Annotated in this window: 26 protein-coding genes; 18 read left to right on the top strand and 8 right to left on the bottom strand. The window is 59.4% G+C overall.

Annotation, left to right across the window (positions count from 1 at the left end):
• Positions 1-526: 526 nt before the first annotated feature.
• Positions 527-847, top strand: a complete 321-nt coding sequence (locus tag HRU82_08970; protein QOJ35075.1) for a PilZ domain-containing protein — start codon at positions 527-529, stop codon at positions 845-847.
• Positions 848-874: 27 nt separating this feature from the next.
• On the opposite strand, the gene HRU82_08965 is transcribed toward HRU82_08970, so the two are convergent.
• Positions 875-1,777, bottom strand: a complete 903-nt coding sequence (locus tag HRU82_08965; protein ID QOJ35074.1) for a cell envelope integrity protein TolA — start codon at positions 1,775-1,777, stop codon at positions 875-877.
• A gap of 196 nt (positions 1,778-1,973) precedes the next feature.
• On the opposite strand from HRU82_08965, the gene HRU82_08960 reads away from it, so the two are divergent.
• Together HRU82_08960 and msrA are read left to right on the top strand one after the other, a co-directional pair.
• A complete protein-coding gene (locus tag HRU82_08960) occupies positions 1,974-3,542 on the top strand; it encodes a glucose-6-phosphate dehydrogenase (GenBank protein ID QOJ35073.1) in 1,569 nt (522 codons plus the stop codon).
• Positions 3,543-3,545: 3 nt separating this feature from the next.
• The gene (gene msrA, locus HRU82_08955; protein QOJ35072.1) at positions 3,546-4,091 is read left to right on the top strand and encodes a peptide-methionine (S)-S-oxide reductase MsrA; all 546 of its coding nucleotides are present in this window, start codon (positions 3,546-3,548) and stop codon (positions 4,089-4,091) included.
• 24 nt (positions 4,092-4,115) lie between these two features.
• Here msrA and HRU82_08950 read toward each other — a convergent pair whose 3' ends face one another.
• Both HRU82_08950 and ttcA read right to left on the bottom strand, forming a co-directional pair.
• On the bottom strand, positions 4,116-4,550 hold the full coding sequence (locus tag HRU82_08950; protein ID QOJ35071.1) for a hypothetical protein: 435 nt from the start codon (positions 4,548-4,550) through the stop codon (positions 4,116-4,118).
• A gap of 697 nt (positions 4,551-5,247) precedes the next feature.
• The gene (ttcA, locus tag HRU82_08945) at positions 5,248-6,132 is read right to left on the bottom strand and encodes a tRNA 2-thiocytidine(32) synthetase TtcA (protein QOJ35070.1); all 885 of its coding nucleotides are present in this window, start codon (positions 6,130-6,132) and stop codon (positions 5,248-5,250) included.
• A 148-nt stretch (positions 6,133-6,280) separates the two neighbouring features.
• Here ttcA and HRU82_08940 point away from each other — a divergent pair, with 148 nt between their 5' ends.
• Together HRU82_08940 and HRU82_08935 are read left to right on the top strand one after the other, a co-directional pair.
• Positions 6,281-7,321: a putative zinc-binding metallopeptidase gene (locus tag HRU82_08940; protein QOJ35069.1), complete on the top strand. Its 1,041-nt coding sequence runs from the start codon at positions 6,281-6,283 to the stop codon at positions 7,319-7,321.
• Positions 7,318-8,340 carry an ATP-grasp domain-containing protein gene (locus HRU82_08935; GenBank protein ID QOJ35068.1) on the top strand — a complete coding sequence of 341 codons (1,023 nt, stop codon included), beginning with the start codon at positions 7,318-7,320 and terminating at the stop codon, positions 8,338-8,340. Before HRU82_08940 ends, HRU82_08935 begins: the two co-directional genes overlap by 4 nt.
• 12 nt (positions 8,341-8,352) lie before the next feature.
• On the opposite strand, the gene HRU82_08930 is transcribed toward HRU82_08935, so the two are convergent.
• Positions 8,353-8,919 carry a hypothetical protein gene (locus tag HRU82_08930; GenBank protein QOJ35067.1) on the bottom strand — a complete coding sequence of 189 codons (567 nt, stop codon included), beginning with the start codon at positions 8,917-8,919 and terminating at the stop codon, positions 8,353-8,355.
• A gap of 143 nt (positions 8,920-9,062) precedes the next feature.
• On the opposite strand from HRU82_08930, the gene HRU82_08925 reads away from it, so the two are divergent.
• The gene (locus tag HRU82_08925) at positions 9,063-9,557 is read left to right on the top strand and encodes a hypothetical protein (protein ID QOJ35066.1); all 495 of its coding nucleotides are present in this window, start codon (positions 9,063-9,065) and stop codon (positions 9,555-9,557) included.
• Positions 9,558-9,594: 37 nt separating this feature from the next.
• On the opposite strand, the gene HRU82_08920 is transcribed toward HRU82_08925, so the two are convergent.
• Entirely contained in the window at positions 9,595-10,200 is a 606-nt protein-coding gene (locus HRU82_08920) for a 2,3-bisphosphoglycerate-dependent phosphoglycerate mutase (protein ID QOJ35065.1), read from the bottom strand.
• Positions 10,201-10,381: 181 nt separating this feature from the next.
• On the opposite strand from HRU82_08920, the gene HRU82_08915 reads away from it, so the two are divergent.
• A complete protein-coding gene (locus HRU82_08915) occupies positions 10,382-11,206 on the top strand; it encodes a hypothetical protein (protein ID QOJ35064.1) in 825 nt (274 codons plus the stop codon).
• A 25-nt stretch (positions 11,207-11,231) separates the two neighbouring features.
• On the opposite strand, the gene HRU82_08910 is transcribed toward HRU82_08915, so the two are convergent.
• The gene (locus tag HRU82_08910) at positions 11,232-11,876 is read right to left on the bottom strand and encodes a DUF2628 domain-containing protein (protein QOJ35063.1); all 645 of its coding nucleotides are present in this window, start codon (positions 11,874-11,876) and stop codon (positions 11,232-11,234) included.
• A gap of 169 nt (positions 11,877-12,045) precedes the next feature.
• On the opposite strand from HRU82_08910, the gene HRU82_08905 reads away from it, so the two are divergent.
• From HRU82_08905 to dapB, 8 genes are all read left to right on the top strand, one after another.
• Entirely contained in the window at positions 12,046-13,263 is a 1,218-nt protein-coding gene (locus HRU82_08905) for an acetylornithine transaminase (protein ID QOJ35062.1), read from the top strand.
• A gap of 8 nt (positions 13,264-13,271) precedes the next feature.
• A complete protein-coding gene (argF, locus tag HRU82_08900) occupies positions 13,272-14,255 on the top strand; it encodes an ornithine carbamoyltransferase (GenBank protein QOJ35061.1) in 984 nt (327 codons plus the stop codon).
• 25 nt (positions 14,256-14,280) lie between these two features.
• Positions 14,281-15,501 carry an argininosuccinate synthase gene (locus tag HRU82_08895; GenBank protein QOJ35060.1) on the top strand — a complete coding sequence of 407 codons (1,221 nt, stop codon included), beginning with the start codon at positions 14,281-14,283 and terminating at the stop codon, positions 15,499-15,501.
• Positions 15,501-16,952, top strand: a complete 1,452-nt coding sequence (gene argH, locus HRU82_08890; protein QOJ35059.1) for an argininosuccinate lyase — start codon at positions 15,501-15,503, stop codon at positions 16,950-16,952. Before HRU82_08895 ends, argH begins: the two co-directional genes overlap by 1 nt.
• Positions 16,949-17,230 carry a hypothetical protein gene (locus HRU82_08885; protein ID QOJ35058.1) on the top strand — a complete coding sequence of 94 codons (282 nt, stop codon included), beginning with the start codon at positions 16,949-16,951 and terminating at the stop codon, positions 17,228-17,230. Before argH ends, HRU82_08885 begins: the two co-directional genes overlap by 4 nt.
• 108 nt (positions 17,231-17,338) lie before the next feature.
• Positions 17,339-18,601, top strand: coding sequence for a diaminopimelate decarboxylase (lysA, locus tag HRU82_08880; GenBank protein ID QOJ35057.1), 1,263 nt, complete (start codon positions 17,339-17,341; stop codon positions 18,599-18,601).
• Positions 18,602-18,637: 36 nt separating this feature from the next.
• Positions 18,638-19,510, top strand: coding sequence for a 4-hydroxy-tetrahydrodipicolinate synthase (locus tag HRU82_08875; protein QOJ35056.1), 873 nt, complete (start codon positions 18,638-18,640; stop codon positions 19,508-19,510).
• 30 nt (positions 19,511-19,540) lie between these two features.
• Complete coding sequence (gene dapB / locus HRU82_08870) at positions 19,541-20,353, top strand: 4-hydroxy-tetrahydrodipicolinate reductase (GenBank protein QOJ35055.1); 813 nt, start codon at positions 19,541-19,543, stop codon at positions 20,351-20,353.
• Between the two features lie 805 nt (positions 20,354-21,158).
• Here dapB and HRU82_08865 read toward each other — a convergent pair.
• The gene (locus HRU82_08865; protein ID QOJ35054.1) at positions 21,159-21,464 is read right to left on the bottom strand and encodes a hypothetical protein; all 306 of its coding nucleotides are present in this window, start codon (positions 21,462-21,464) and stop codon (positions 21,159-21,161) included.
• 186 nt (positions 21,465-21,650) lie between these two features.
• Between HRU82_08865 and fsa the strand changes: the two genes are divergently transcribed.
• Positions 21,651-22,298, top strand: coding sequence for a fructose-6-phosphate aldolase (gene fsa, locus HRU82_08860; GenBank protein ID QOJ35053.1), 648 nt, complete (start codon positions 21,651-21,653; stop codon positions 22,296-22,298).
• Positions 22,299-22,308: 10 nt separating this feature from the next.
• On the opposite strand, the gene HRU82_08855 is transcribed toward fsa, so the two are convergent.
• The gene (locus tag HRU82_08855; GenBank protein QOJ35052.1) at positions 22,309-23,007 is read right to left on the bottom strand and encodes a uracil-DNA glycosylase; all 699 of its coding nucleotides are present in this window, start codon (positions 23,005-23,007) and stop codon (positions 22,309-22,311) included.
• 96 nt (positions 23,008-23,103) lie between these two features.
• Here HRU82_08855 and HRU82_08850 point away from each other — a divergent pair, with 96 nt between their 5' ends.
• Both HRU82_08850 and HRU82_08845 read left to right on the top strand, forming a co-directional pair.
• On the top strand, positions 23,104-24,180 hold the full coding sequence (locus tag HRU82_08850) for a lytic transglycosylase domain-containing protein (protein QOJ35051.1): 1,077 nt from the start codon (positions 23,104-23,106) through the stop codon (positions 24,178-24,180).
• Positions 24,181-24,186: 6 nt separating this feature from the next.
• Positions 24,187-25,524, top strand: a complete 1,338-nt coding sequence (locus tag HRU82_08845) for a glycerate kinase (protein QOJ35050.1) — start codon at positions 24,187-24,189, stop codon at positions 25,522-25,524.
• Positions 25,525-25,526 lie beyond the last annotated feature (2 nt).

The following is a 25,526-nucleotide window of genomic DNA, read 5'->3' as shown; positions in this document are numbered from 1 at the left end:
TGGGTGCGTGCTTGGCCTGGTGGCGGCCGACAGAGGCCTCGTCAGGATTCAGGAGGGTCCTGCCGCGTGGTCTCCGTCAACTCTGTGACCCACCGGCCGATCAGTGCCGTGAACACCACCAGCGTAATAAGTAAACCTGCTGCCTGGTCCATGGGTGTCTCCTTTCATGCCGCCTAGCCGTGAGCCGTCTTGTTGGCGACTCTATCTTGAGGTAGAGCAACGGACGTGCCAGGTTTGGTTCGGTAAGGTGAGTGTAATTGCGAACCTTATTCGGTGGTTTGGGCCGGTTTCTCGCGGGCGCGGGGCGTGAGGAGAAGGCAGGGCAGGGGGTTGTGCTCATTCAAAAGGATACGGCACTGTATCTTTCTCGATAATGTGAGTCTGGCGCCGGCGCGCATGGTCAGATGACGTTCTCTGCCTGTTTGGTCGACTGCATAGGCAGGCAGATTGATTTCGATCGCGGAACGGCGTATCCATGCACCGGCATGACGGTCCCCCTGCATGCTCAGGATCTAAGAAGGTAACTATGGAACGACGCGATAGTCCGCGGTATGAAATCAACGTGCCGCTCACCTTTTCAGGCCAGGCCATCGTCGGGCAAGGAGTTGTCACCAGCCTGTCCAGCGAGGGCTGCCACGTCCGCAGCGATGACTCGGTTCCCGTCAAGGCCTGTGTTGCTCTCCAGGTCGAGCTTCCGGCCCCCCATGAGCCCTGCACCGTCGAGGTGGCCGAAGTGCGTTGGAAGGACAGTGCCGGATTTGGTCTGGCTTTCGTCCATGTCCATGCCCAGGAGCATGCCCGGCTCCAGCGTTTCATCGACTGGCTCAAACGCGCTCAAAACAACTAGAGCCGGGATTGTGGCCGAAGTCTGGGGCTAGGGAAAGGACGAGGCAAGGTCCACATGGACGTCGACGTGCGAGGTCCGACTGCCGGGCGGGAAGGGGGGAAACGGATGGGCGTTCACGACGGCCAGGAGGGTGGCTTGATCCAGGTTGTGGTCTCCTGAGCTGCGCTCGACTTCGATCAACTGCGCTTCACCGTTCGCATAGAGGCGGAACCCGATGCTCGGCATCTTGCCGGGTACATTCCCAGACCGGACAGGGGTGTCCCGCTGGACCCGTTGCCGAATCAAGCCTTGCAGCATTTTCCAATAACCATCCTCCGAAAAGGGTCTTCTCGACCCCAGGAGATCCTGTTCTTCCAGGGGGCCGTCCAGCAGCGCCACTTCGTGGTGGTCGGAGGCTTGCCGGGAGGCGTCGGACAGGTGCGCTGAGAGGTTTCTCACGGCAGCGGCCGTACTGCGATCGGTGTAACCGGGGATGGCGATGGTGACGACTACTCGGCGGCGGACGAGTTCCTCCCAATGGAGCCCCTGTCGGCGGGCGATCACGATTTCTAGCGGCGTCGCTTTGGGTGGGTCTCCAAGCGTCGAGGACAAATGACCGAGATCTACGGTGGCTACCTGACGATGCCGATCTGGGTCGATCTCTAGGGGTGCGATAAACGGAGCCGCGGCGGGACTTTGAAAAATGGCCACGTCGGGTTCTCCGTGGGGCGAGGGCTGTTGCGGAACGGAGACGGACAGGGTGAGCCGTCGGTTGCTCGGAAGTGAGCCGAACAGACTATCGGACGGCATCTCGATGTGGATGTCGCGTGGCGCCAGGCGCGGCGCAGCACCCTCGACCCATTCGATCTGCCCCGGAACGGTTGCCAACAAGACGCAAGCGATGACCCCCATCCACCATCCGATTGCAGCGGCCCGGAATCGTGCAGGCATTCTCAGTGCCGGTTGCGAAATGTTCCGGTCGTCGATGATTCGTGAGAAGCGTTTGTATGGTACGCCCATGGTTCATCAGTATCATGGGGTGGGCGGCCGGCCTAACCAAATGCGTAAATCGCCGTACGCGGCGGGTGAGGTTGCGGTTCCATAAGCGATCAGGCAGGATGACCCAGTCCGACGAAAGGAGTTCGGGATGGCAGCTCAAACGACTGCAGACCAGCCCCCTGCACCCACGCCCTGCGTCATGGTCATCTTCGGGATCGACGGGGACCTCGCGAAGCGCAAGTTGATCCCGGCCCTTTATAACCTCATGGCCGGTCAGTTTCTCCCTGAAGGGTTTGCCGTGGTGGGTCTGGATCGTCCGGAAATGACGGCGGACGAATTGCGAGACAAGCTCGACCGGGTTATCGATGACTACATGCCCCACCCCGTTGACCGCACGGTGTGGCGTGCCCTGCTGAAGCGACTCCATTACGTGGCGGGCGATTTTCAGGAGGGGGCCGTGTACCGTCGACTGAACGAGCGGTTGCAGGAAGTCGATACCGCGCACGACACCCGCGGCAACTACGTGTTCTATTTGGCGACCATTCCTGCCTTGTTCTGTCGAATCGTCACGCACCTGGGAGAATACGGCCTCACGGTCGAACGCAACGGAACTTGGCGCCGTGTGGTGATCGAGAAACCCTTCGGCCATGATCTGCAGTCGGCCCGTGAGTTGAATCACGACCTGCAACGGGTGTTGCAGGAACGCCAGATCTATCGCATCGACCACTATCTCGGCAAAGAGACCGTCCAGAACATTCTGGTCTTCCGTTTTGCCAACGGGATTTTCGAGCCGGTGTGGAATCGACGGTATATCGACCATGTCCAAATTACGGTGGCCGAAAGTTTGGGGATTGAACATCGAGGGCGTTACTACGAACAGGCCGGGGCGTTGCGGGACATGGTGTCGAATCATCTGCTCCAGCTCCTGTGTTTTCTGGCGATGGAGCCGCCGAACTCTTTCGCAGCCGATGCCGTGCGGGACGAGAAGGCCAAGGTGCTGCGCGGCGTGATGCCCATGAGTTCACTCGATGTATTGCGGTTTGTCGTGTTCGGCCAATACGGACCCGGTACCGTGGGCGAGAGGTCGGTGGTGGGCTATCGGGAGGAGCCGCACGTGTCGCCGACCTCGATGACCGAAACCTTCGTGGCGATGAAACTATTCATCGACAATTGGCGCTGGGCCGGCGTGCCGTTTTATCTGCGGACGGGCAAGCGGATGACGCGTCGTCTGACGGAGATCGTCGTGCAGTTCAAGTGCGCGCCGTTCATGTTGTTTCGTAAGACCAAGGTCGACCGGCTGGCGCCCAACGTCCTGGTGATCCGCATTCAGCCGGATGAGGGGATTTCCTTGCGCTTCGACGCCAAGGTCCCGGGTCCCGCCGTTCAAATCGGGACCGTCGACATGGATTTCCAGTATGCCGACTATTTCGGGAACGCTCCCCAGACCGGCTATGAGACGCTGCTCCACGATGTCATGGCCGGCGATGCCACGTTGTTCCAGCGCGCCGACAATATCGAGTTGGGCTGGGCGGTCGTGCAGATGATTCTAGATGTCTGGAAATCGCTTCCCGAAGAGGCGGCTTTTCCCAATTACGACAGCGGAACCTGGGGACCATCCGAGGCGGATGCCTTGCTCACACGCGAGGGGCGGGAATGGTGGAACGGTGGACTGAGTGAGTCGGCGGGGGTGGGGGGTAGCCGGAGGGGAGAGAGGTGAGGAATGGAGCAGGCAACAACTGAGGTCGCGACGCTGGCGGGTGGATGTTTCTGGTGTCTTGAGGCGGTCTTCGACCAGGTCAAGGGTGTGCAATCCGTCGAGTCGGGATACATCGGCGGGCAGGTGGAGATGCCGACCTATGAGCAGGTCTGTAGCGGGCGAACGGGGCATGCGGAGGCGGTTCGCATTACGTTCGATCCGCAGGTCGTCGGTTTTGGCGACCTCTTGAAGATCTTCTTCGCGATCCACGATCCCACCACGCTGAATCGGCAGGGAAACGACATCGGGACGCAATACCGATCAGGGATTTTTTACCATTCGCCCGAGCAACAGCGGATCGCCAAGGAAGTGATCGCCGCCGTCACTGACGAGGGGCTGTATCCGAATCCGATCGTCACCGAAGTGGTGCCGGCCACGCAGTGGTATGAGGCGGAGCCCTATCACCAGGAATACTTCGTGCGGAATCCCCTCCAAGGCTACTGCGCTTATGTCGTGGGCCCCAAGGTCGCCAAGTTTCGCCAGCACTGTGCGTCCTTCCTCAAGGGGTGAGGCAGCAGGAATTTTTTTCCTAGGTCAGGAGCGTCTCAACAACCGTTGAAGGCCGTCCTTCATGTCTTGGAGGAGGCTCGGCTGTTGGGTGACATGGTGGCGTTTGAGGAGGAGTTCGGCTTGCGGCGGACAGAAGGGCCATTCGATGGTGCTTTTGCCCTGGACTTGAGCAATGAGGGTGTCATCGGCGCCGTTCTCGGGAGAATGGGTCACGATCAGGGGGTCCTTGGGGTCCAGCAGGCAAGTGGACGCATACCCTGCCTCTTGATACCGATCCGACTGGTAGAGCGGCACCTTATGGGCGCCGTTGGAAAACACCGTATCACCCTCACGAATCGGACCCTCGGGTGCGACCGAATACAGGATCATGGGGGTGAGGATAATGACGGCGGCGGCCAGCGCGATGGACCAGAAGGGGGGGGCGGCGCCTCGTCGAGTTGGAGGGTCGAAGTTGTTCATGCCGCAGGCCATCTTCCCACGTGAGGGACTTGCGTCCGCCGCGGAACTCCTGCACACTCCCATCCCCGCGAGAGGGGGGGAAGACCTCCTCGATTGCGGAGAAGGGGGCGTGTTGACGGTCCCATGGTCTATTGCCCGATGTGTTCAGCCGGTGCCAAGCGGGTGGCCCGCCATGGGTGGCGGGACTTCTTCCTGCATTTGATCGGGTTTTATCCGTTCCGATGTACGATCTGTCACTACCGCTTCCGGCTTCGGCGTCGAACATAACGAGGAAGAAGGTTTCGCGGCAAGGTCAAAGGAGCAAACACCGTCCATTTTCGACGGGATGCGACGTGTCGACGAGGACAACGCCCCGTCTATTACGCGCCACATCGAGATCGAGCCAACCAGGCTTGCAACCGCCTGCGAGAGTTGCGTAGGATAACCTCCTCTATTCCGAACAGCCGGTTCTACATATATCCTGCAGAACGAGAAGGGTGAGCCTGCGTCATGTTGTTTTGTGGCAAGTGCTCCGGGTATACAAAACGTTCTCGTCGTCAGGGGATTCTCGATTTCCTCTTCTTCCTGATCGGCTATTTCCCCTATCGCTGCATGCGTTGCGGCCGTCGAACACACCAGCGTCAGCGCGCCTGACGTCTACTTTCCGCTCCGACCGTCTTCGGCAAGACCGACGTGCCTGTCTCCCCGTAATCGGGGGTTATGACAAGTCGTCGTCCGATTCGGACTCCTCGACCATGGTTTGGTCTCTCTCGCTCCGAAGGCCGGCGAAATCGAACAGCCGTCGATCCAACAACAATGAAGGGGCTATATTGGATAGGGCGGCGAACATACTGTCGTTTGAGCCAGGATACCGTTCGTTCCAGTCTTGGAGCAGCGCCTTGACCTGCTTGCGCTTCAGATCTTCCTGCGAGCCGCAGAGGTCGCAGGGAATGATGGGAAACTCCATGAGCGCAGCATAGCGGGCCAAGTCGACTTCCTTCACATAGGCTAAGGGCCGGATCACCAAGTGGCGTCCGTCTTTGGATCGCAACTTGGGCGGCATGGCCTTCATCTTCCCCGTAAACAAGAGATTGAGCAGCAATGTTTCGAGGATGTCGTCGCGATGGTGTCCCAGCGCGAGTTTGGTAGCCCCCAACTCGGCGGCCAGCCGATACAAATGTCCTCGACGCAGGCGTGAGCAGAGCGAACAGGTCGTTTGCCCTTCGGGGATGAGACGTTTGACGACGGAGTAGGTGTCGCGCTCTTCGATGTGAAAGGGGACGCTGCGACGCGCCAGGTATTCCGGGAGCACATGGGCGGGGAAGCCCGGTTGTTTCTGATCGAGGTTCACTGCGATGAGGTCGAAATGGATCGGCGCTCGACTGCGCAACGACAGCAGGATCTCCAGGAGGCCATAACTGTCCTTGCCCCCAGAAAGACACACCATGATCTTGTCGCCCTCTTCAATCATGCGGTAATCGGCGATGGCCTGTCCGACCAATCGGCAGAGGCGCGTTTCGAGTTTTTCGCGCTCGGCGGCGGAGTCGGGGGATGTTCGATCGGTGGTGATGGGACCAAGGGTGTGTTGCGACATGGTCGGCATTGTAGCCCAAGGAATAGGTGGAATGGGATGGGGGAGTGATCGGACCGGCGGGTTTTCCACAGGATGCTATAGTGGGAGAAGAGCAAATCGACGCCTGACGAGACTTTTTGGCGAATAGATGATGCGGCAGCCTAGACGACATGAGCATATGAGGAAAGCGCGGCGGCGGAAAAACGTCCGCCCGGCCTGGAGTTTATGGAGCGACGAACAGCTGCTTGACCTGCGCTTCTGTGATCTACGTCTCGACCTGGACGGCAGTTTCTATGAGGCGCCGATCGCACAGCTGTACCGCGAGCTGAATTTGCGAGGCCTTTGCTTCCGCCCCCATGTCTGGCTCTCGGACGAATGGTTCAGCCCGGATGGTGTGCCGGGGATCGCCGTTCCGTTTTATCTGGCGCACCCCCGACTGACACGACTGGAAGCGAATCAGGTGTTGGAGGTGGAGGGCGGCACGAAAGAGTGGTGCATGCGGATTCTGCGGCATGAGACCGGCCATGCCATCGAGAACGCCTACCTATTGCGTCGCCGCCGTCGACGTCAACGCCTGTTCGGCCGTTCGTCGGACCCCTATCCCGAGTACTACACCCCGCGCCCCTACAGCCGAAGTTTTGTCCGTCATCTAGAGGTGTGGTACGCCCAAAGTCACCCCGATGAGGATTTCGCCGAAACCTTCGCCGTATGGCTGGATCCGGACTCCGATTGGCGCGAGCGCTATCGCGGATGGCCGGCGATGAGGAAGCTCGAATTTATGGATCGATTGATGGGGGAGCTGGTGGGTGAAAAGCCCCTGGTGACGGAGCGACAGCAGGTCGATCCGCTCCCTCGGCTCTATAAGACGCTCCGAGACCATTATGACGAGAAGCGTGCGCATTATGGGTTCGGCCAGACGGCATCGTATGACAGCGATCTGCGGAAGTTATTCTCCGATGCTCCGGCCTATGGGGGGAATCCTGTGGCGGCCGGATTCCTGCGTCGCGCTCGGAAGGAACTGTGCCGCAAGGTGGCCGGCTGGACGGGCGAGTATCAATATATCATCGATCAAGTTCTCTCCGGCATGATCGAACGGTCACGCGCGCTGAAGTTGCATCTGACGCTCCAGAAAGAACAGACCAAACTCGACTTCGCGATTCTCCTCACGGTGCAGACGATGAACTATCTGCATCATGGCCGGCATAAGGTCGCCTTATGAGGCGACTGCGTATTCTCGTGTTGATGCATCAGGACTTGGTGCCGCCGGAGCGGTTGACCGGCCCAGTTCCGGACAATGCGGACTGGAAGACGGAGTACGATGTGCTGTCCGCGCTCCATACGCTTGGGCACGACGTGCGGGCGTTGGGTGTGAAGAGTGATCTCGAGGTCATCCGCGCGGCGGTCGAGGGGTGGAGGCCGCACATTGCTTTCAATCTATTGGAGGAATTCGACGGCGTCGCGGTCTACGATCAGAACGTCGTGTCTTATCTGGAGTTGATGCACATCCCGTACACCGGCTGCAATCCGCGAGGTCTCATGTTGGCCAGAGACAAAGCCTTGGCAAAGCAGGTCATGTCTTACCATCGGATTCCGTATCCCGAATTTATGGTGGTGCCGCGGCATCGGATGGTGCGGCGGCCGAAGTCCTTGACCTTTCCGTTGATCGTGAAGTCGGTGACGGAGGAGGCGTCGCTGGGAATCTCTCAGGCTTCGATCGTGGAGGACGACGATAAGCTGCGCGAGCGCGTCGCCTTCATTCATGCTCACGTCGGTACGGGCGCGTTGGTCGAACGCTACATCGAAGGTCGGGAATTGTATGTCGGCGTCATGGGCAATGCCCACCTGCAGGTCTTTCCCATTTGGGAATTGGTGATGGACAAGATGCCGGACGAAGCCAGGCGCATTGCGACGCAGCGGGTAAAATGGAGCCGTAAGTATCAGGAGAAGTATGGGATCCGCTCTTGCGAGGCCCGACAGCTCCCGATCGAACGCGTGGAAGAGATCCAGCATCTCGCCAAGCGGGTCTATCGTGCACTTGGCCTGAGCGGGTATGCGCGGATCGACATGCGGATGGACTGCGACGGCAAGGTCTATGTGCTCGAAGCCAACCCCAACCCTCACATCGCCTGCGGCGAAGACTTCGCCGATTCAGCGGAAAAAGCCAACCTCCCTTACATGGATTTGATCCAGGAATTGCTGCAAGTCGGCTTGCGCTGGCGTCCGGCTCAAGCCGCTTGAGCAATCGCTGAGTTACGGCCCCCAACGAATACCGAAGAGCAGAGCGACGCTGCTGTTGTCGTCGGAGACCGGGGACGAGAGCGTGATGTGGTGCAGGTTCACCATGAGGGTCGTGGAAAAGGCGATGTTCGGGCCCACCTGGTACTCCAGCGACAGTCCCAGCGGAATGAAGTGGCTGGTGTCGTTTCGATCCACCTTCGAGGGACCGCTCCCACGGTTCAGATCCGCGTGCAAGAGACCTATCCCGGCGAATGGGACGATGTTCATCCCGTGGTCGAGGCGAAGGTGGTACTTCGCCACACCGGCGACGCCGATTTGCGTCAGGTCTCCCACCGGTGTGAAGAGGGCCATGCCGCCGAAGGAAAAATTTCGGTCCATGTAATAGTCGAGTCCGAATCCGAGTGCGAAGGTCGTGTCGTTGGTCGTGCCGCTCCAGAGCCCCACATCGGTCGCAAAGCCCCAACGGTTCGAACCCCCGTCAACCGACTGGGTAGGGGCGGCGTCGACCGCGACCGGCCACCAGAGGCAGAGCCAAGTGAGGGTGATGAAAAGTGGGCGAATGAAGAGTCGAGCTGTCATGGTCCGGAGTCCGCGCAGGCGGCGGACTGTACCATAGGCGATGGCATGGGACAAGGAGGGAAGGATCTCGAAGGCCTCGCCCGCCCACAGTTGTCAGGGCCGGCGGGCTTTGAGTATCTTAGGTCCTTCGCAGGAGGAACAGGATGGCTCAATCATCAATGACCCCGGCTGAGGTTGCAGCGGCGCTGTACAAGCTGATCCCACGACGGATCACCACCGAGATGCTCAGTGACTATGGCATCGAGGGCAGCGAGGATCAAGCCATTCAGATCACGCGTGAGGTGCTGTCCTTCGCCCTGTACTGGGTTTCGGCGGCCGTGAATGCCCACATTCCCAAACAGTACCGCGAGGTGCTGTGGCAACGGGTTCTCGAACTGATCAGGACCGACTGGGAGAGCGCATTCGGCTTGGGCGCAGTGCCCTGGGAGACTTACTTGGCCGAGATGGAAGAACGCCGAACCCTCTATGCGCCGGTGGGCGATTGTGAAGGTGGGGCGATTGCCGCTTCGGAGGCCATTTCCGATCTTCTCGAAGACGAGGGCCTGATCCAACCAGCGGATCGGTCGAAATTGCTCGTGTTGTTGCCCGACCTAGTGCCGCTGGACAGATACCAAGCGCTCCTGAGTGAATGCGCTTGATGCAGGGCGGAGCTGCTTTGACGTCTCAGCCGATCCGTCAGAGATAGCGGTGCGAGAGGACCTTCCCGTTGTCGTCGAGTTCGTAGAGCAGCGGGGCGCCGGTGGGAATGTTCAGTTCCAGCACCTGCTCCTTCGTCAACTGGTCGAGTTGCATCACGAGAGCCCGCAGGCTGTTGCCGTGGGCGGCGATCAAGATGGTCTCGCCCTTGAGCACATGGGGCTTGATGCGGCTTTCGTAGTACGGCAAGACCCGCTCCGCCGTGTCTTGTAGGCTTTCACCTCCCGGAGGGCGTACATCGTAGCTGCGCCGCCAGATCTTCACTTGATCATCACCGTACTTCTTGGCCGTCTCGGCCTTGTTCAAGCCCTGTAGCTCGCCGTACATGCGTTCGTTCAAGGCCTTGTCCTTTTCCACCGGAATGGCCGTCTGCCCGATCGTTTCCAGAATGAGGCGCAGCGTTTCGTTGGCTCGGGCCAGGACGGATGAAAACGCGCGATCGAAGGTGTACCCGGTCAATTTTTTGCCTGCTGCCTTGGCTTCTTCGATTCCCTTCGGCGAGAGCGGGACATCCACCCAGCCGGTGAAACGATTCTCCAGGTTCCATTGCGACTCGCCGTGACGGATCAACACCAGTTTGCTCATGGGACCTTGTCTCCTTCTCCGAGAGGATGCCACGCTGTGAGACAGGTTATGCGGATTCGCGGTCGCCCTGTCAAGCCGGAGGCTGGGCGGCGTCGTCCGCCGGGCGCCCACACCGGTTGCAATCGAGGGACGCAGCCAGTACCATGCCGCCGACTTCTCGGCTCCTGCGGAATTCTCGACGATGAGCGATGCCCCACTCTCAGATTGGCTGCCTCTCCAACAGTGGTGGCAGGCCATGGGCCGTCGCCTGCAGGTCGAGGATCGAGTGGAGGCCTTCTTCAAGCGGGCGCTGGGGCCTGGTCAGGCGTTGGTCGGCGTGACTCAGGTGGGCGGGCAGGTCGAGTATGTGCTGTTCGTGCTCGTGCGGTATTGGATCCCCGTGGTCTTGCCGCCGGCGGGACGAGAGCGCCTCACGAAGGGAGATCCCGACTACTGGCTGGAATCCGAGCAGATCTTGAAAGCGGCCGCAGGCCGTCTCCGCGAACTCAAACCCTTGATCGAACTTCTGACATCGGTGAATCCCTTGGCCGCCGTCCCGGATCAGGCTGCCCCTGCCGCGCCGGTCGTTGAGGTCGAGTTGGCGAACATGCTGCAAGGAATTGCGGAAGCTGCTGGTACCTATGGGGGGCCGGATTACACGTCGGTCATCAAGATGTTCGATCCCGTCCCGCTCCGGCAGACCCAGCCCTTCAAGCACAACAAGAAGAACAGCGCCGAACTCTGGGTGGTGTTCCTACTGCGGGAACATTTCCGCAGCTTGGGACTCGGCAAGGACCGCTACTGGCCGCTCGTGGCCGGGCTGTGCGCCGCAGCCGGCATCACCAATCCTAACGGCCAGCCTTACGGCCCCGACGAACTCAAGTCGTGGTGGCAGAAGAATTGGCCGCGCACGTACACGCAGTTGGAGCAGACGCAAACCACGCCGGACCTGAGCGGCGCCGCCTACCAGCAGGATTTTGACTGGTTCGTCTCGTGGATTGCGTGGCAGCGGAATCGAGTGCTGTAGGAGCCCGTTCGGGCCTCAGGCGCCGCTATACACTCGTCATCCCGGCGGGGCGGGACTTGCCGGGAGTACCCTTTGGCCCGTCCGGCGGTCCCTCTTTAAACATGGCGACCACCAGGCCGATCTTGAGCACGAGCAGGCCGACACCGACCCACACCACATAAGGTTGGACTCCGCCCAATTCGCCCAACAGCTGTTGCCTTGATTCGCCGCCGGCCCCTCGTTCGCCCTTGATCTTCGCGAGTTGTTCCTTGATGTGCCAGAAATAGATGTAGTTGGCGCTGGCCCCGGCCATGACTCGCCAGACAATGTCGGCGGACAGGTCTTGGGTGATGTAGAAGGCGATCGCCGGACCGATTGCATAGATCAGAGCGTAGACGTACATCTTACGGTAGAGGAACCAGAGGAACGGCTCAAACACGAAGGCCGGCCAATGCCACGTCAAAGCGAAGCGAGGTCCGGCCGGGTCGGTGAACTTCTTGAAAGTCGCCAAGTAGTGGTCGGCATTCGGACCGATGAAGGCCTTCCACAATTCGACATCGGTTTGGGGTGGAGAGGGCTGCGCGAAGGGCGGTTCGGCCGGCTCGGCCTCCACGGCAAAGGCTCCCCCGCACTGGTGACAGAAGCGGGATTCGTCCTGGTTCTGCTGCTGACATCGGACGCAGGTCTTCATAGCGACACCTTATCCCATCCGCCGTCTGTCCCCGTCAAGGGAGGCTGCGCCCGGTCCCCTGGGCCGACGCCCGGTCCGCAGCGTCCTCGGCCTCGGAACGACACTCGTTCGGTTGCTTTCACGTTTTCCCTATGGTAGCTTCGCCGACTCACGCGGGGAGAGGTGTGCCATGCCGACGGGAGAGTTGCGTCAGAACGCCGAACAGTACTTGATGAACACCTATATGCGCCAGCCGATTTCCATCGTGCGCGGGCGCGGGACCAGGGTCTACGACCTGGAGGGACGGGAGTACATCGATTTTGTGGCGGGCATTGCGGTGAATTTGCTGGGGCATGGGCATCCGGATCTGGTGTTGGCGATTCAGAAACAGGTGCAGCACCTCATTCACACCTCGAATCTCTATTATACCGAGCCGCAGGTGCGGTTGGCGCAGACGCTGGTGGAGCATTCGTTTGCCCAGAAGGTGTTTTTCTGCAACAGCGGGGCAGAGGCGAACGAAGCGGCCATCAAGCTGGCCCGCAAATACTCCTACGATAAATACGGCTCCGACCGGTACGAAATCATCACGATGAAGAATTCCTTCCATGGTCGGACCCTGGCCACTGTGACGGCGACGGGGCAGGAGAAGGTTCAGAAGGGGTTTGCGCCGCTGATGCCAGGATTCTCGTACGTGGCCTTCAACGACCTGTCGGAGGTTGAACGGGCGATCACGTCGAAAACCGCGGCTATCATGCTGGAACCCATCCAAGCCGAAGGGGGCGTCCACGTCGCTGAACGGGGGTACCTACAGGGACTGCGCGAGTTGTGCCGGGAGCGCGACGTGCTGCTGATTTTCGATGAGGTCCAAACCGGCATGGGACGGACCGGGACGCTCTTCTGTTACGAGCAGTATGGGATGCAGCCCGACATCATGACACTCGCAAAGGGGCTCGGCGGCGGCGTGCCGATCGGCGCCTGTCTGGCGACGGATGCCGTGGCCCGCGCCTTCGTCCCCGGCACCCATGCCTCAACCTTCGGCGGGAATCCGTTGGCCTGCGCGGCCGCCCTAGCGGTGCTGCGGGTCTTGTTGGATGGAAAGATCCTCGAGCAAGGGCGGCGTATGGGGGAAAGTTTGTCGAAGGGTTTGGCTGACTTGAAGGAACGGTTTCGCTGCATCAAGGAAGTCCGCGGTCTGGGGCTGCTCCAGGGCCTCGAACTGGACTTCGATGCGAAGACCGTGGTCGCCGACTGCCTCGCGCGCGGCCTCTTGATCAACTGCACGGGCGACCGGGTGCTACGGTTCGTGCCACCACTCATCATCACGCAACGCGACATCGATCGGTTGCTCGACGCATTGGCGCAGAGCCTGGGGCGACGGACCGCCGTTTCGTCCACCCATTCACACTAGGGGCGCGTATGTCGCAGCGTCCTCGTCGCTCAACCAGGAAGATCGGACTCGACAAAGACTTCCTGGAACTGCTCTCGATCCCCAGTGAAGAACTCACGGCCCTGCTGCGGCTGGCCGCTCAACTCAAGGCCAAGCAGCGCCGCGGGCTGCCCCATCCCTTGTTGCCGGGGCGGATGCTCGGCCTCCTCTTTCAGAAACCCTCCACCCGGACGCGAGTGTCATTCGAAGCCGGCATGAATCAGCTCGGTGGGCAGGCCATGGTGCTGCCGATGGGGGACATTCAGCTGTCGCGCGGTGAAAGCGTGGCCGATACGGCGCGGGTGCTCTCGCGGTATCTGGACGCCATCGTCGTACGGACCTTCGACCACGCCATTGTGGAAGAGTGGGCACGTGAGGCGACCATCCCCGTGATCAACGGCCTCACGGATCTCAGCCATCCCTGCCAGGCCTTGTCGGACCTCCTGACGATTCAGGAGAAGAAGCGGCGGCTCAAAGGCGTCAAAGTTGCCTATGTGGGCGATGGCAACAACGTGACCAATTCGCTGATCGAGGCCGCGGCGAAGATGGGCATGACCATCGCCGTCGGGTGCCCGGCCGGGTATCAACCCGATCAGCACATCGTCGATCGTGCTCGGCTAGAGGCCCAGCAGACGGGCGCGGTGATTGAAATCGGCACAGACCCGCTCGTGGCCGTGAAGGATGCCGATGTCCTCTACACGGATGTGTGGATCAGCATGGGCCGCGAACGCGAGCAGGCGCGGCGCCTCAAGACCTTGGCGCCCTACCAGCTCAACGAGCGGCTGCTCAAGCGGGCCAAGCCAGATGCTCTGGTCATGCACTGCCTCCCCGCCCATCGGGGAGAGGAAATCAGTGCCGAGGTCTTGGATGGGCCGCAGTCGGTCGTGTTCGATCAGGCGGAAAACCGCCTGCATATGCAGAAGGCTATTCTGGTGCGCCTGTTAGGGAAGCATACGCGAAGCAGGACGCCGTAACCCGTAGATCTTGGTGAGGAGTCGCATGAGTCGGTCATCCTATAAGAAAGTCGTATTGGCTTATTCCGGCGGGCTGGATACGTCGGTCATTCTGAAGTGGCTGGAAGAGGTGTACGGCTGCGAGGTGGTGGCCTTTTGCGCCGATCTCGGGCAAGGGGAAGACCTGAAGGCTATCAAGAAGAAGGCGCAGTCCCTGGGGGTGAAGAAGGTGTATGTCGAAGATCTGCGCGAGGTCTTCGTCAAGGACCATGTCTTCCCTATGTTACGCGGGAACGCCATCTACGAAGGGAGTTATCTTCTCGGCACGTCCATCGCCAGGCCCCTGATTGCGCGTCGACAGATCGAGATTGCCGCCAAGGAAGGAGCGGAAGCGGTCTGCCATGGGGCGACCGGCAAGGGAAACGATCAAGTCCGGTTCGAGTTGACCTACATGGCCCTGCATCCGCAGATCAAGATCATCGCGCCTTGGCGGGAATGGACCATGCGGTCGCGGCGGGAGTTGATCGAGTATGCGGAGAAACACGGCATTCCGGTGACTGCGACAAAGGCAAAGCCCTACAGCATGGACATGAACCTGTTTCATACCAGTTATGAAGGCGGGATTTTGGAAGATCCCTGGGCCGCGCCCCCCGCGGAAATTTTTGTGATGTCCGTGTCTCCGGAGCGGGCGCCCGACAAGGCACGCGAGGTGGAGATCGACTATGTCGCGGGCGACCCTGTGGCGGTGGACGGTAAGAAGATGAGTCCCGCCAAGCTCCTGGCCCACCTCAATACCTTGGGAGGCGAACACGGTGTGGGACGAGTGGACTTGGTGGAGAATCGCTACGTCGGCATGAAGTCTCGTGGGGTGTACGAGACCCCGGGCGGCACGATCCTTCATGCGGCCCATCGCGGGCTTGAATCGTTGACGATGGATCGCGAAGTGTTGCACCTGCGAGACAGCCTCATCCCTCGGTATGCCGAACTGATCTACTACGGCTATTGGTATGCGCCGGAGCGGGAAATGATCCAAGCGGCCCTTGACGAGGCCCAGCGGGACGTGACCGGCACCGTTCGTGTGAAGCTCTATAAAGGCACCTGTACCGTGGTCGGCCGCAAGTCCCCCCGGTCGCTCTACCGGTTGGACATGGCCACATTCGAAGAAGACGAGGTCTATCGGCAGAAGGATGCGGAGGGTTTTATCCGACTCAATGCGCTCAGGCTGGCCATTCGGGCACAACGTAACAAGAAGCGATCGGGCAAGTAATGGCCAGGTCCAAGCAGGCTGCGCCGCGCGCGCGCAAGTCCGGTGAGTCGACGTCGGGCGTGGGTCGTGCCCTTCCCAAAGGCAAGGCTTGGGGGGGCCGGTTCGCTGAACAGACCGATCGACTGGTGGAACAGTTCACCTCGTCCTTGTCCTTCGATCGACGACTGTATCCCTACGATATCCAAGGCAGCATCGCCCATTGCCGCACGTTGGAGCGGGCAGGGGTCTTCACCCGTACAGAGGCCGCCCGACTCGTCAAGGGATTGCAAGCGGTGAAGCGAGAATTGGATCAAGGGGCGTTCCTCTTTTTGCCACAGGACGAAGACATCCACATGGCGATCGAGCGCCGGCTGACGGAGGTGATCGGCCCCTTGGGGGGCAAACTCCACACGGGACGCAGCAGGAACGATCAGGTGGCGTTGGACCTTCGCCTGTTCTTGCGGGATGTGTTGTCGCGGCTGATGGGGCAGGCTCGCGCGTTTCAGCGGGTGTTGGTGCGGCAGGCGCGGGCATATGTGGATGTCGTGATGCCCGGATACACCCATCTGCAACGGGCGCAACCGGTCTTGCTGGCGCACCATTTTCTGGCCTACGTCGAAATGCTTGATCGCGATTACGGGCGATTGCAGGATTGCCGTAAACGGCTCAATGTGATGCCCCTGGGGTCCGGGGCGTTGGCGGGGTCGAACTATCCGGTCGATCGGCGCTATACCGCCTCGCTGTTGGATTTTCCTGCCCTGACTCAGAACAGCTTGGATGCGGTGTCCGACCGAGACGGGGTGGTGGAAGTGCTCGGTGCCCTGTCTCTGATCATGATGCACCTCTCCCGCTTAAGTGAGGAGCTGATTCTTTGGGCCTCCCAGGAATTCAGATACGTGGATTTGCCGGACAGCTTCTGCACCGGTAGCAGCATGATGCCGCAGAAAAAGAACCCGGATGTGCCGGAACTGGTGAGGGGAAAAACCGGTCGGGTGTATGGCCACTTGATGGGGACTCTGACGCTGCTCAAGGGGCTGCCCCTTAGTTATAACCGGGACTTACAGGAAGACAAGGAAGCGCTGTTCGATGCGGTCGATACGACGGAGTCGTCGCTGGTCCTCTGCACAGAACTTATGCGGCGCTTGGTTGTCAACCGGGCGGTGTTAGCTGAAGCCGCAGAAGGGGGGGGGATGTTGGCCACGGAGCTGGCCGATTATCTCGTGACCAAGGGGGTTCCTTTCCGGGAGGCCCATTCCATTACCGGACAGATTGTGCGATCCTCGCTGGAACGACAGCGGCCGCTCCAACAAATGACCTTGGCGGAGTTGCGGACCTTTTCGACCCGTTTCGAACGTGATGCCCTGACCTGCCTCACAGTGCAGGGGGCCATTGCGCGCAAACGACAACTCGGTGGAACTGCCGGGCAGCGCGTGGAGGCGCGGATCAAGGAGCTCGAGAAGGCTCTGGCATGAGGCCGTCCTACCGTTTCGGCGCGTGGGTTGTGCTGCTTTTCGTGAATATGGGAGGATGCGGCGTCTTGGGTGCGCCGATCCCGCCTGAAGATGTCGGCGTGAGCCCCATTGTGGAGCGGCAGTTGAGGCGCGAAGGATTGTTGGCGCCTGGTGCGAGCGTGTGGGGATCGGCCTCGCGACCCATGCCACCCACTGCCGTGAGGATCGAGGACGTGCTGTCCGCGCCGGAACCTGATCCCCTCCCGGATCCTCCGCTACGGCAGATGGGAACCAGGTAGTCCCCACCCGCCGAACGGCAGCGGGCAGCAGCCCGATCGCCTTGGGCCTCGCCGAGAGAGGTCCGATGATGCGCGACGAAGTATAATTATTGATCGAGGATAACCACCATGCATGATTTCCAATACAAACAAGGCGAACTGTACTGCGAGGAGGTGCCGCTCTCCCGTGTTGCCAAAGAAGTCGGGACTCCCTGTTATGTGTACAGCCACAATACATTGGTGCAGCATTTTCGCACGTACGATGGCGCGTTCAAGGACATCCCGCACATTGTGGCCTTCGCCATGAAGTCGAACTCGAACCTTGCGGTCCTGCGTCTCATGGCGAAGGAAGGTAGCGGGGTCGATATCGTGTCGGGAGGAGAGCTGTTTCGCGCCTTGAAGGCGGGGGTGCCGGCCGAGAAGATTGTGTTTGCCGGTGTCGGAAAGAGCCCCGAGGAAATTCGTGATGCGCTCAAGGCAAATATCTTGATGTTCAATGTGGAGTCGTCCGCGGAACTCCAGGCCATCAACGAGGTCGCGGCGTCGCTGGGCGTGAGGGCACGGGTCGCACTCCGGATCAATCCGGACATCGATCCGAAAACGCATCCTTACATTTCCACCGGTCTCAAGAAGAGCAAATTTGGAATCGCGGCGGATCGTGCCATCGAGGAATTTAAGCTGGCCGCCTCTTTCAGTTACATCGAGGTGGTCGGTTTGCATGCCCACATCGGTTCGCAACTGACACAGGTGACGCCGTTCGTCGAAGCCTTGAAGAAGGTGCTGGGAATGGTGCAAGCCTTGGCTGAGCAAGGCATTCCCATCCGCTATCTCAACATCGGTGGGGGGTTGGGGATTACCTATTTGGATGAAACGCCACCTCATCCCAAGGATCTGGCGGCAGCAATTTCTCCGCTGGTTCGCGATTTGAAGTGCGTCCTGATCATGGAGCCTGGTCGCGTCATCGTCGGGAATGCCGGGGTCTTGGTGACCAAAGTTCTGTACACAAAGACCGGTGAAACCAAGCGCTTTTTGATCGTGGATGCGGCGATGAATGATTTGATTCGCCCCAGCCTCTACGACGCCTATCACGATATCCGACCGTTAAGCGAGCGTGTGGCTCAGGCGCAGAAGCAAACCGTCGACGTGGTCGGCCCGGTCTGCGAATCCGGCGACTTCCTGGCCAAGGATCGAGCGTTGCCCGAGATGAGCGAGGGCGACCTCATGGCTGTCATGAGCGCCGGCGCCTATGGGTTTGTGATGTCGTCGAACTACAATTCTCGGCCGCGAGTGCCGGAGGTCCTGGTGCAGGGAGGACAGTTCCATGTCATCCGTTCGCGCGAACGGTACGAAGATCTTGTGCGGGGCGAGGACATACCGGCCTTCTTGGCATAGACGAGCGGCCTTATTGTATAGGGGAGGGAGTCTTCCATGTTTACCGGATCCCTGGTCGCGATTGTTACGCCGTTTAAGAATGGAAAATTAGACGAGCGGGCTTTCGGTGATCTGATCGAATGGCAGATTGCCAGTGGGACGCACGGGATCGTGCCCTGTGGCACAACTGGTGAGTCGGCTACTCTGACCCACGCCGAGCATGACCGGGTCGTTGCCTTTACTGTCGAAGTGGTCCGCGGTCGTGTCCCGGTGGTGGCGGGGACCGGCTCGAACAGCACCGAAGAAGCCATTGCGCTGACGAAACATGCGAAGGCTGCCGGTGTGGACGGAGCCCTGCTGATCACGCCGTATTACAACAAGCCCACGCAAGAGGGTTTGTATCTGCACTACAAGGCCGTCGCGGAGGCAGTGGATCTTCCGCTCGTGCTCTATAACATCCCGGGGCGGACCGGGGTGAACATGATGCCGAGTACGATTGCCCGGCTCATGACGTGCCGGACCATCGTGGCCGTGAAGGAAGGCAGCGGTTCGGTTCAGCAAGCTTCTGAAATCATCCAGCTGTGTGGAGACCGAATCACTGTGTTGGCGGGTGACGACGCCTTAACTCTACCGATGATGGCGGTGGGCGGAAAGGGTGTCATCACCGTGACGGCCAATCTGCTGCCGAAGGAGATGGCCGAACTGGTGAACCTATTTCTAGCCGGTCGGATAGAAGAGGCTCGGGTAAAACATTATCAATTGTATCCGCTCTTCACGGCACTCTTCTATGAGACGAATCCCATTCCCGTGAAGGAAGCCTTGCATATGATGGGTAAGATCGAGCGCGAGCTACGCTTGCCACTCTGTCCCATGGGCAGCGACAATCGGGACAAGCTGTTGCGTGTCATGAAGGAAGCCGGACTCGTCTAATTGGGCCATTGATCGTCAAGGGTTGTGACCATGATAAGGGTTGTGATTACAGGGGCTGCGGGACGAATGGGGGCGCGTCTTGTGTCGCTCGTCAAGGACTCGGCATTCCTTACCTTAGCCGGTGCGGTCGAAAGCAAGGGGCACCACGCGGTCGGTGAGGACTCCGGAGAGATTGCCGGTTGCGGACGGACTGGCGTCCCCATCACGGATGACCTCGCCGGGGTGATGGACCGTGGCGAAGTCGTGATCGATTTCACCACTCCTGCTGCCAGTTTGGGGCATTTGGGAGTCGTGGCACAGCAGCGCCGGGCCATTGTGGTAGGGACAACCGGATTTGCTCCATCGGAGTTGGACGAACTGCGGATGTTTGCGCGCCAGGTCCCCTGTGTGTTTTCTCCCAATATGAGTGTGGGCGTGAATGTGATCTACAAAGTGATCGCAGAGATGGCAAAAACTCTTGGGGAGGACTATGACATCGAGGTGATTGAAGCGCACCATCGCCTCAAGAAGGATGCGCCGAGCGGGACGGCCTTGAAAATGGCGGATGTCCTGGCGCGTGCGGTTAATCGAGATTTGGGGCAAGTCGGGGTCTATGCCCGCAAGGGATTGATCGGGGAGCGGAAGCGGGGCGAAATCGGAATCCAAACCATCAGGGCTGGAGATATCGTTGGGGACCATACCGTCATGTTCGGTGGAATGGGGGAGCGCATCGAATTGACTCACAGGGCCAGCAGCCGGGATACCTTCGCCAGAGGGGCACTGCGTGCCGCACGCTGGGTCGTGAAACAGCCGCCTGGTCTCTACGATATGCTCGATGTTTTGAGTTTAAAATCGTCTGGTTGATCGGCAGGCGACCATCGCTGTCGGCACAGTCTTCCAGGTAGGGCTTATCAGCGAAAGGGCTTGAGGGCGAGCTAACGCCCTGTTCAATCCATGACGACTATGGATTAAACGTCTGAGGCCAATCCCGGCAGAATGCAGGAAGATTATGCTGTAATTCGTTATTCAGCGGCTCAGTGTCGCGAGGTGATGGGGCGTGGTTCAGCATCCGCTGACTTGCGACGACCACAGTTGAGGCAGGCCAACACTGTGATCGCCAGACCAGCGTTCAGATCAACCGCCCGTTCCGGCAACATCGTTCCGCGGCATTTGTCACATTTATGCATAGAGGCGTTATAGCACCGCCTTGTAGGACAAACCATCCATCTGAAGTACTGTCACGAGTGGGAAAAGGTCCTGATCAGGGTGAAAGTATCTGGGCCGTTTGGTCCTAAGAATGCCCCGTAGGGAATGCAGGTTGACTAGTAAGACAACGGGTTGTTACTAACTCCTTTACCGTTCCAATAATCTGGACATCCCGTCCTTAGTGGTGAGTTTAGAAAGACGCCACCATGTATAGGCTTCTTCTGATAGCAGGCTTGGTGCTTCTTTTCTATTACTTGGTCCGAAGGGCCTTTCGGGAGATTAGGGGGAGCGTGGGTGTTGCGAACAACCAACGAAGGGAAGGAACGGCCGACCAGATGATTCAAGACCCGGTTTGCCGAGTTTTTATTCCGCGAGGAAACGCGATTCGGGAGGAAATCGGTGGGCAGACGTATTTTTTCTGCAGCCGGGATTGCGCGCAAGCCTTTCAGAAGCAACTCTCCGGCTAACAGCCGGAATATGAGGTGTCGGTGACGATGTCCTCTTTATTGAAATACAAAATCGTCTGACATTCATTCGCTTTGAAGTTAAACAACGGTGGACTCGTTTTTCCGCCCGCAATTCGATTGTACATCCACTTTTCGCCTCCGAAAAATCGTGAGGTTTTGGCGTCGGGAGCGCCCAGTTCCTTTTCGATCCATCGTTTGTCTTTCCCTTGATAACGCGTCAATGAGGCGTCGAGATAAGGATTGTGGCTACAGCCGGTGAGCACGAAAAACCAGAAGGCGAGACTGACTGCAGGGATGCGCATAGGCCTCTCCTTTACGCGACGGGGATGTTGCGGACACCAATAGCACCCAAAAAAGTCTAGCGGGCATGGTTTGATCCTGTCAACGAATCAGACCGGCGTCCGCTGACGGATTGCCTTGTACCTGGCATCCTTTTTACAATGGAATTTCGGTAGGAGACGGCCATTTAGCGCGGAAAGGACATCACCATGCACCTGTATCTGGACACAGCCAATGTGAAGGAAATTCAAGAGGGCGCGAGCCTTGGTCTGATCGACGGGGTCACCACCAATCCGTCTCTCGTCGCCAAAGAGGGGCGGAGTTTCAAAGAGATGCTGGCGGAGATTTGCCAGATGGTCGATGGCCCGATCAGCGCTGAGGTCGTGGCGCTCGAAGCCGAGGCGATGGTCAAGGAAGGCCGGGACCTCGCGAAGATTCACAAGAACATCGTGGTCAAGGTCCCATTGATTCCTGAAGGCTTGCGCGCTACCAAGAAGCTGGCATCGGAAGGGATCCGAGTCAACGTGACCTTGTGTTTCTCCCCCACACAGGCCTTGCTTGCAGCGAAAGCCGGGGCGTGGTGCGTCTCACCCTTTATTGGTCGCCTTGACGACGTGAGTTCCGACGGCATGGCTTTGATCAGACAAATCGTCACCATTTATAAGAATTACGAATTCAAGACCAAGGTGCTGGTGGCGAGTGTGCGGCATCCCCAGCATGTCGTGGAAGCGGCGCTGGCCGGGGGAGACATTTGCACGATGCCGTATCCCGTTTTCCAGCAACTGGTGAAACATCCTCTTACGGACAACGGTCTCAAGAAGTTCCTTGCCGATTGGGAAGGCCTGGCCAAGAAATAAGGCACTAAATTTAGCCGCTGAAAGGAATTACGCCAAGGTGGCGGCGAACCGCAGCAAAGATGCGGTGGAACATCGGTCTGGTCAGCTTGCCGGTGAACGTGTTCTGCTGGCTTGGATGGTAAGAGCCGATCAATGTGATGCCTCCTGGCAAGGCATAGGCCTTCCCGTGACCAAATTTGGGGGCGGGAGAGGGGACGGTGTGCCCTCGCTCGCGCCAGGCCCGAAGATACTGGTCGAAGGCGATCTTCCCTAATGCGACAACGACCTGCACCCGCGACAGGTAGAGCAACTCACTCAGAATGTAGGGCCGACAGGCTGTGAATTCACCCGGGCTGGGCTTATTGTCCGGCGGGGCGCAACGTACGGCTGCGGCGATATAACAGTCGGTGAGTTTGAGGCCATCATCGACGTGGGTGGAAGAGGCTTGATTGGCGAACCCGAATCGATGCAAGGCCTCATACAACCAGTCTCCGCTTCGATCTCCTGTGAAGATCCGCCCGGTTCGATTGCCCCCATGGGCCGCCGGTGCTAGGCCTAGCACGTAGAGGCGCGCGTGGGGGTCCCCAAAGCCGGATATCGGTTTCCCCCAATAGGTCCAGTGTTGGAATTGGCGCCGTTTGTTTCTGGCAACCGCTTCCCGATAGGCAACCAGTCGCGGGCAGCGTCGACAGGAGACAATCTCGGCATGCAGAGAGGCCAGCGAGGACATCGTGGAAGAGTGTAGCAAAGCGTGAGGGTGCTTGTCCCTCGCCGACCTTGTTGGTAGCATGGGGGCTCTCGCACGGACGAAAGGATCATGAACTACATGCGGCAACGAATGTTCTGGTTCCTGGTGTTGTTGTCTTTCTCTCTGACGCCGGCCATGCCCCTGCGCGCGGAGGCGCCGTCGAACCTCCAGGGTGTCGAGCCGGCTCCGGCGATTCCGCCTGATCACGGCCAGAACGGATCGGAATCCGACCGAGCAGCTGCAGGGTCTGCGGGCGAGCTCGATCAGGCTGCCGAAGTGGAAGATCGTCTGGTGATTCTTCCGGAAATCAAGCGGGAAGGAGAACGGTTTTTCCTGAGCTCCTTCAAGCTGCCGGATAAACTGACCTTTGCCGGCCAATCGGTTCCTCTGGACAATTGGCAGGTGCGCGAGCGCATCGAATATGAGTTCTATCAATTCTTGGAAGATCAAGGAGAGAGTATCATCCTAGCCAAGCGCACGGGTCGTTGTTTTGCGCCGGCCGAAAAGCAGCTTGCTGAAGCTGGGTTGCCCGACGACCTAAAATATATGTTGTTGGTCGAGAGCAAGTGCATTGCCGCGGCCTACTCTCGGGCCAAGGCCTCAGGTCCCTGGCAATTCATCAACTCAACGGGCAAGCGATACAAACTACACAGTGATCGTTGGCTCGATGAGCGGCGGAATCTAGAAATGTCCACCGAGGCGGCGATCAAGTATCTGCGCTATCTTCGGGACCTGCAGCAGGGAGATTGGTTTCTGGCTATGGCCTCCTACAATGCCGGAGAAGATCGGGTGCGGAAACTGCTGAAAGAACAAAAGGTGCCCGATTATTGGCGTATGCACGGCCCACGGGAAACCATGCGCTACGTGCCGCGTATCATCGCGGCCAAAGAGATCTATTCCCAGCCGGAAAAGTATCTGGGTTTGACCAAAAAGGACCTCTATTCACCGCTGGAGACGGAGACGGTGACGGTGACGATCAAGGAGCCTCAGCGGCGACTCACCTCCATTGCAGAGGAGTATGGGACCTACTTTCTTGAGCTCAAGATGCTCAATCCGGAATTCACCAAAGATTACCTGCCCAAGGGAAGCTACCAGGTGAAGGTGCCTCGACAGACCTGCCCGAATCGGTGCTTCAAGCAGGACAAGCTTCCGTAAGCCGCCATGCATGTCGGCGTCTCCCATCCCTCTACGCGAAGGCTGTTGACCGGTCTGTTACAGGCCTCCTTGCGGGCGGTTGATCCTTACGAGGCTGTTCGCCGACAGGTTCGCTGGAGGCCTGGCTCACTGACCATCGGCGACCGGCACTATCGGATCGGCGCAGACCGGCGGGTGGTAGTCGTCGGTGCCGGCAAGGCCTCGGCGCGAATGGCCCAAGCCCTCGAAGGTCGAGTGGGAAGGAGAATCGAAGCCGGCCTTGTGGTGGTGAAGGATGGACATGGTGCCCCCACTGAAAGAATCCGCATCGTAGAGGCAGGGCATCCGGTACCTGATGCGCGGGGGCAAGAAGCCGCTCGGCAGGTGTTGGAGCTGGTTCGAACGCTGAACCGTGACGATCTGTTGATCGTCCTCTTGTCGGGCGGGGCGTCCAGCCTGTTACCGGCTCCCGCGGCAGGTCTGACCCTCGAAGACAAACAGCAGACCACGAAATTGCTGCTGCGATCGGGTGCCACTATCCAAGAGATGAATGCCGTTCGAAAGCATCTCTCTCTGGTGAAAGGGGGACAATTAGCGGCGGCAACACGGGCGCGGGTGACGAGCATTATTCTCTCCGATGTGATTGGCAACGATCTGAGCACTATCGGCTCCGGGCCGACCGCCCCCGACGCCACGACGTTCTTGGAAGCTTGGAGGATTCTGGAACGGTATGGAGTGGCGACGCAGGTGCCGGCCGCGGTACGGAAAAGACTACAAAGCGGCATGGAACGTACCATCACGGAAACGCCCAAACCGGGAGCCGCCCTCTTCCGTCGGGTCCACAACTGCTTGATTGGAAATAACGAGGCCGCAGTCGAGGCGGCGCGAAAGGCTGCGAGGGCGCAAAGACTTCACTCCCTGGTCCTGTCCACCACGGTGACCGGAGAAGCACGGGAGGTCGCCAAGGTGTTCGGAGCCATCGCACGGGAAATCGTCGTGCGCGGCCGTCCCGTCCCGTCACCTTGTTGCGTGATCGCGGGTGGGGAGACGACGGTGACCATGCGAGGCGTGGGCAAGGGCGGTCGGGCGCAGGAGTTTGCCCTGGCGGCAGCTCTGGAGATTGCCGGTCTGCCGAACGTCTGGGTGGTGGGGTTTGCGACCGATGGCACGGACGGACCCACTCCGGGAGCCGGTGCGATCGTGAGCGGTGACACCGTGTCGCGGGCCCATCGGAAAGGCGAAGATCCCATCCGCGCGCTCCTCAACAATGACGCCTACCCCTTTTTTGAAACCCTCGACGGTCACATTATCACCGGCCCGACCGGGACCAACGTCAACGACCTTTATCTCCTCCTCGTCCTTTAGCT

The sequence above is a fragment of the Nitrospira sp. genome (assembly GCA_015709715.1).
Lineage (GTDB): Bacteria > Nitrospirota > Nitrospiria > Nitrospirales > Nitrospiraceae > Nitrospira_A.
The sequence above is the reverse complement of the archived record's forward strand: the minus strand, read 5'-3'. Positions and strand labels throughout refer to the sequence as shown.

Bases quoted from the DNA above. Each gene is read 5' to 3' on its own strand.
- HRU82_08970 (QOJ35075.1), top strand. From the start codon at position 527: ATGGAACGACGCGATAGTCCGCGGTATGAAATCAACGTGCCGCTCACC.
- HRU82_08965 (QOJ35074.1), bottom strand. From the start codon at position 1,777: ATGCCTGCACGATTCCGGGCCGCTGCAATCGGATGGTGGATGGGGGTC.
- HRU82_08960 (QOJ35073.1), top strand. From the start codon at position 1,974: ATGGCAGCTCAAACGACTGCAGACCAGCCCCCTGCACCCACGCCCTGC.
- msrA (QOJ35072.1), top strand. From the start codon at position 3,546: ATGGAGCAGGCAACAACTGAGGTCGCGACGCTGGCGGGTGGATGTTTC.
- HRU82_08950 (QOJ35071.1), bottom strand. From the start codon at position 4,550: ATGAACAACTTCGACCCTCCAACTCGACGAGGCGCCGCCCCCCCCTTC.
- ttcA (QOJ35070.1), bottom strand. From the start codon at position 6,132: ATGCCGACCATGTCGCAACACACCCTTGGTCCCATCACCACCGATCGA.
- HRU82_08940 (QOJ35069.1), top strand. From the start codon at position 6,281: ATGAGGAAAGCGCGGCGGCGGAAAAACGTCCGCCCGGCCTGGAGTTTA.
- HRU82_08935 (QOJ35068.1), top strand. From the start codon at position 7,318: ATGAGGCGACTGCGTATTCTCGTGTTGATGCATCAGGACTTGGTGCCG.
- HRU82_08930 (QOJ35067.1), bottom strand. From the start codon at position 8,919: ATGACAGCTCGACTCTTCATTCGCCCACTTTTCATCACCCTCACTTGG.
- HRU82_08925 (QOJ35066.1), top strand. From the start codon at position 9,063: ATGGCTCAATCATCAATGACCCCGGCTGAGGTTGCAGCGGCGCTGTAC.
- HRU82_08920 (QOJ35065.1), bottom strand. From the start codon at position 10,200: ATGAGCAAACTGGTGTTGATCCGTCACGGCGAGTCGCAATGGAACCTG.
- HRU82_08915 (QOJ35064.1), top strand. From the start codon at position 10,382: ATGAGCGATGCCCCACTCTCAGATTGGCTGCCTCTCCAACAGTGGTGG.
- HRU82_08910 (QOJ35063.1), bottom strand. From the start codon at position 11,876: ATGAAGACCTGCGTCCGATGTCAGCAGCAGAACCAGGACGAATCCCGC.
- HRU82_08905 (QOJ35062.1), top strand. From the start codon at position 12,046: ATGCCGACGGGAGAGTTGCGTCAGAACGCCGAACAGTACTTGATGAAC.
- argF (QOJ35061.1), top strand. From the start codon at position 13,272: ATGTCGCAGCGTCCTCGTCGCTCAACCAGGAAGATCGGACTCGACAAA.
- HRU82_08895 (QOJ35060.1), top strand. From the start codon at position 14,281: ATGAGTCGGTCATCCTATAAGAAAGTCGTATTGGCTTATTCCGGCGGG.
- argH (QOJ35059.1), top strand. From the start codon at position 15,501: ATGGCCAGGTCCAAGCAGGCTGCGCCGCGCGCGCGCAAGTCCGGTGAG.
- HRU82_08885 (QOJ35058.1), top strand. From the start codon at position 16,949: ATGAGGCCGTCCTACCGTTTCGGCGCGTGGGTTGTGCTGCTTTTCGTG.
- lysA (QOJ35057.1), top strand. From the start codon at position 17,339: ATGCATGATTTCCAATACAAACAAGGCGAACTGTACTGCGAGGAGGTG.
- HRU82_08875 (QOJ35056.1), top strand. From the start codon at position 18,638: ATGTTTACCGGATCCCTGGTCGCGATTGTTACGCCGTTTAAGAATGGA.
- dapB (QOJ35055.1), top strand. From the start codon at position 19,541: ATGATAAGGGTTGTGATTACAGGGGCTGCGGGACGAATGGGGGCGCGT.
- HRU82_08865 (QOJ35054.1), bottom strand. From the start codon at position 21,464: ATGCGCATCCCTGCAGTCAGTCTCGCCTTCTGGTTTTTCGTGCTCACC.
- fsa (QOJ35053.1), top strand. From the start codon at position 21,651: ATGCACCTGTATCTGGACACAGCCAATGTGAAGGAAATTCAAGAGGGC.
- HRU82_08855 (QOJ35052.1), bottom strand. From the start codon at position 23,007: ATGTCCTCGCTGGCCTCTCTGCATGCCGAGATTGTCTCCTGTCGACGC.
- HRU82_08850 (QOJ35051.1), top strand. From the start codon at position 23,104: ATGCGGCAACGAATGTTCTGGTTCCTGGTGTTGTTGTCTTTCTCTCTG.
- HRU82_08845 (QOJ35050.1), top strand. From the start codon at position 24,187: ATGCATGTCGGCGTCTCCCATCCCTCTACGCGAAGGCTGTTGACCGGT.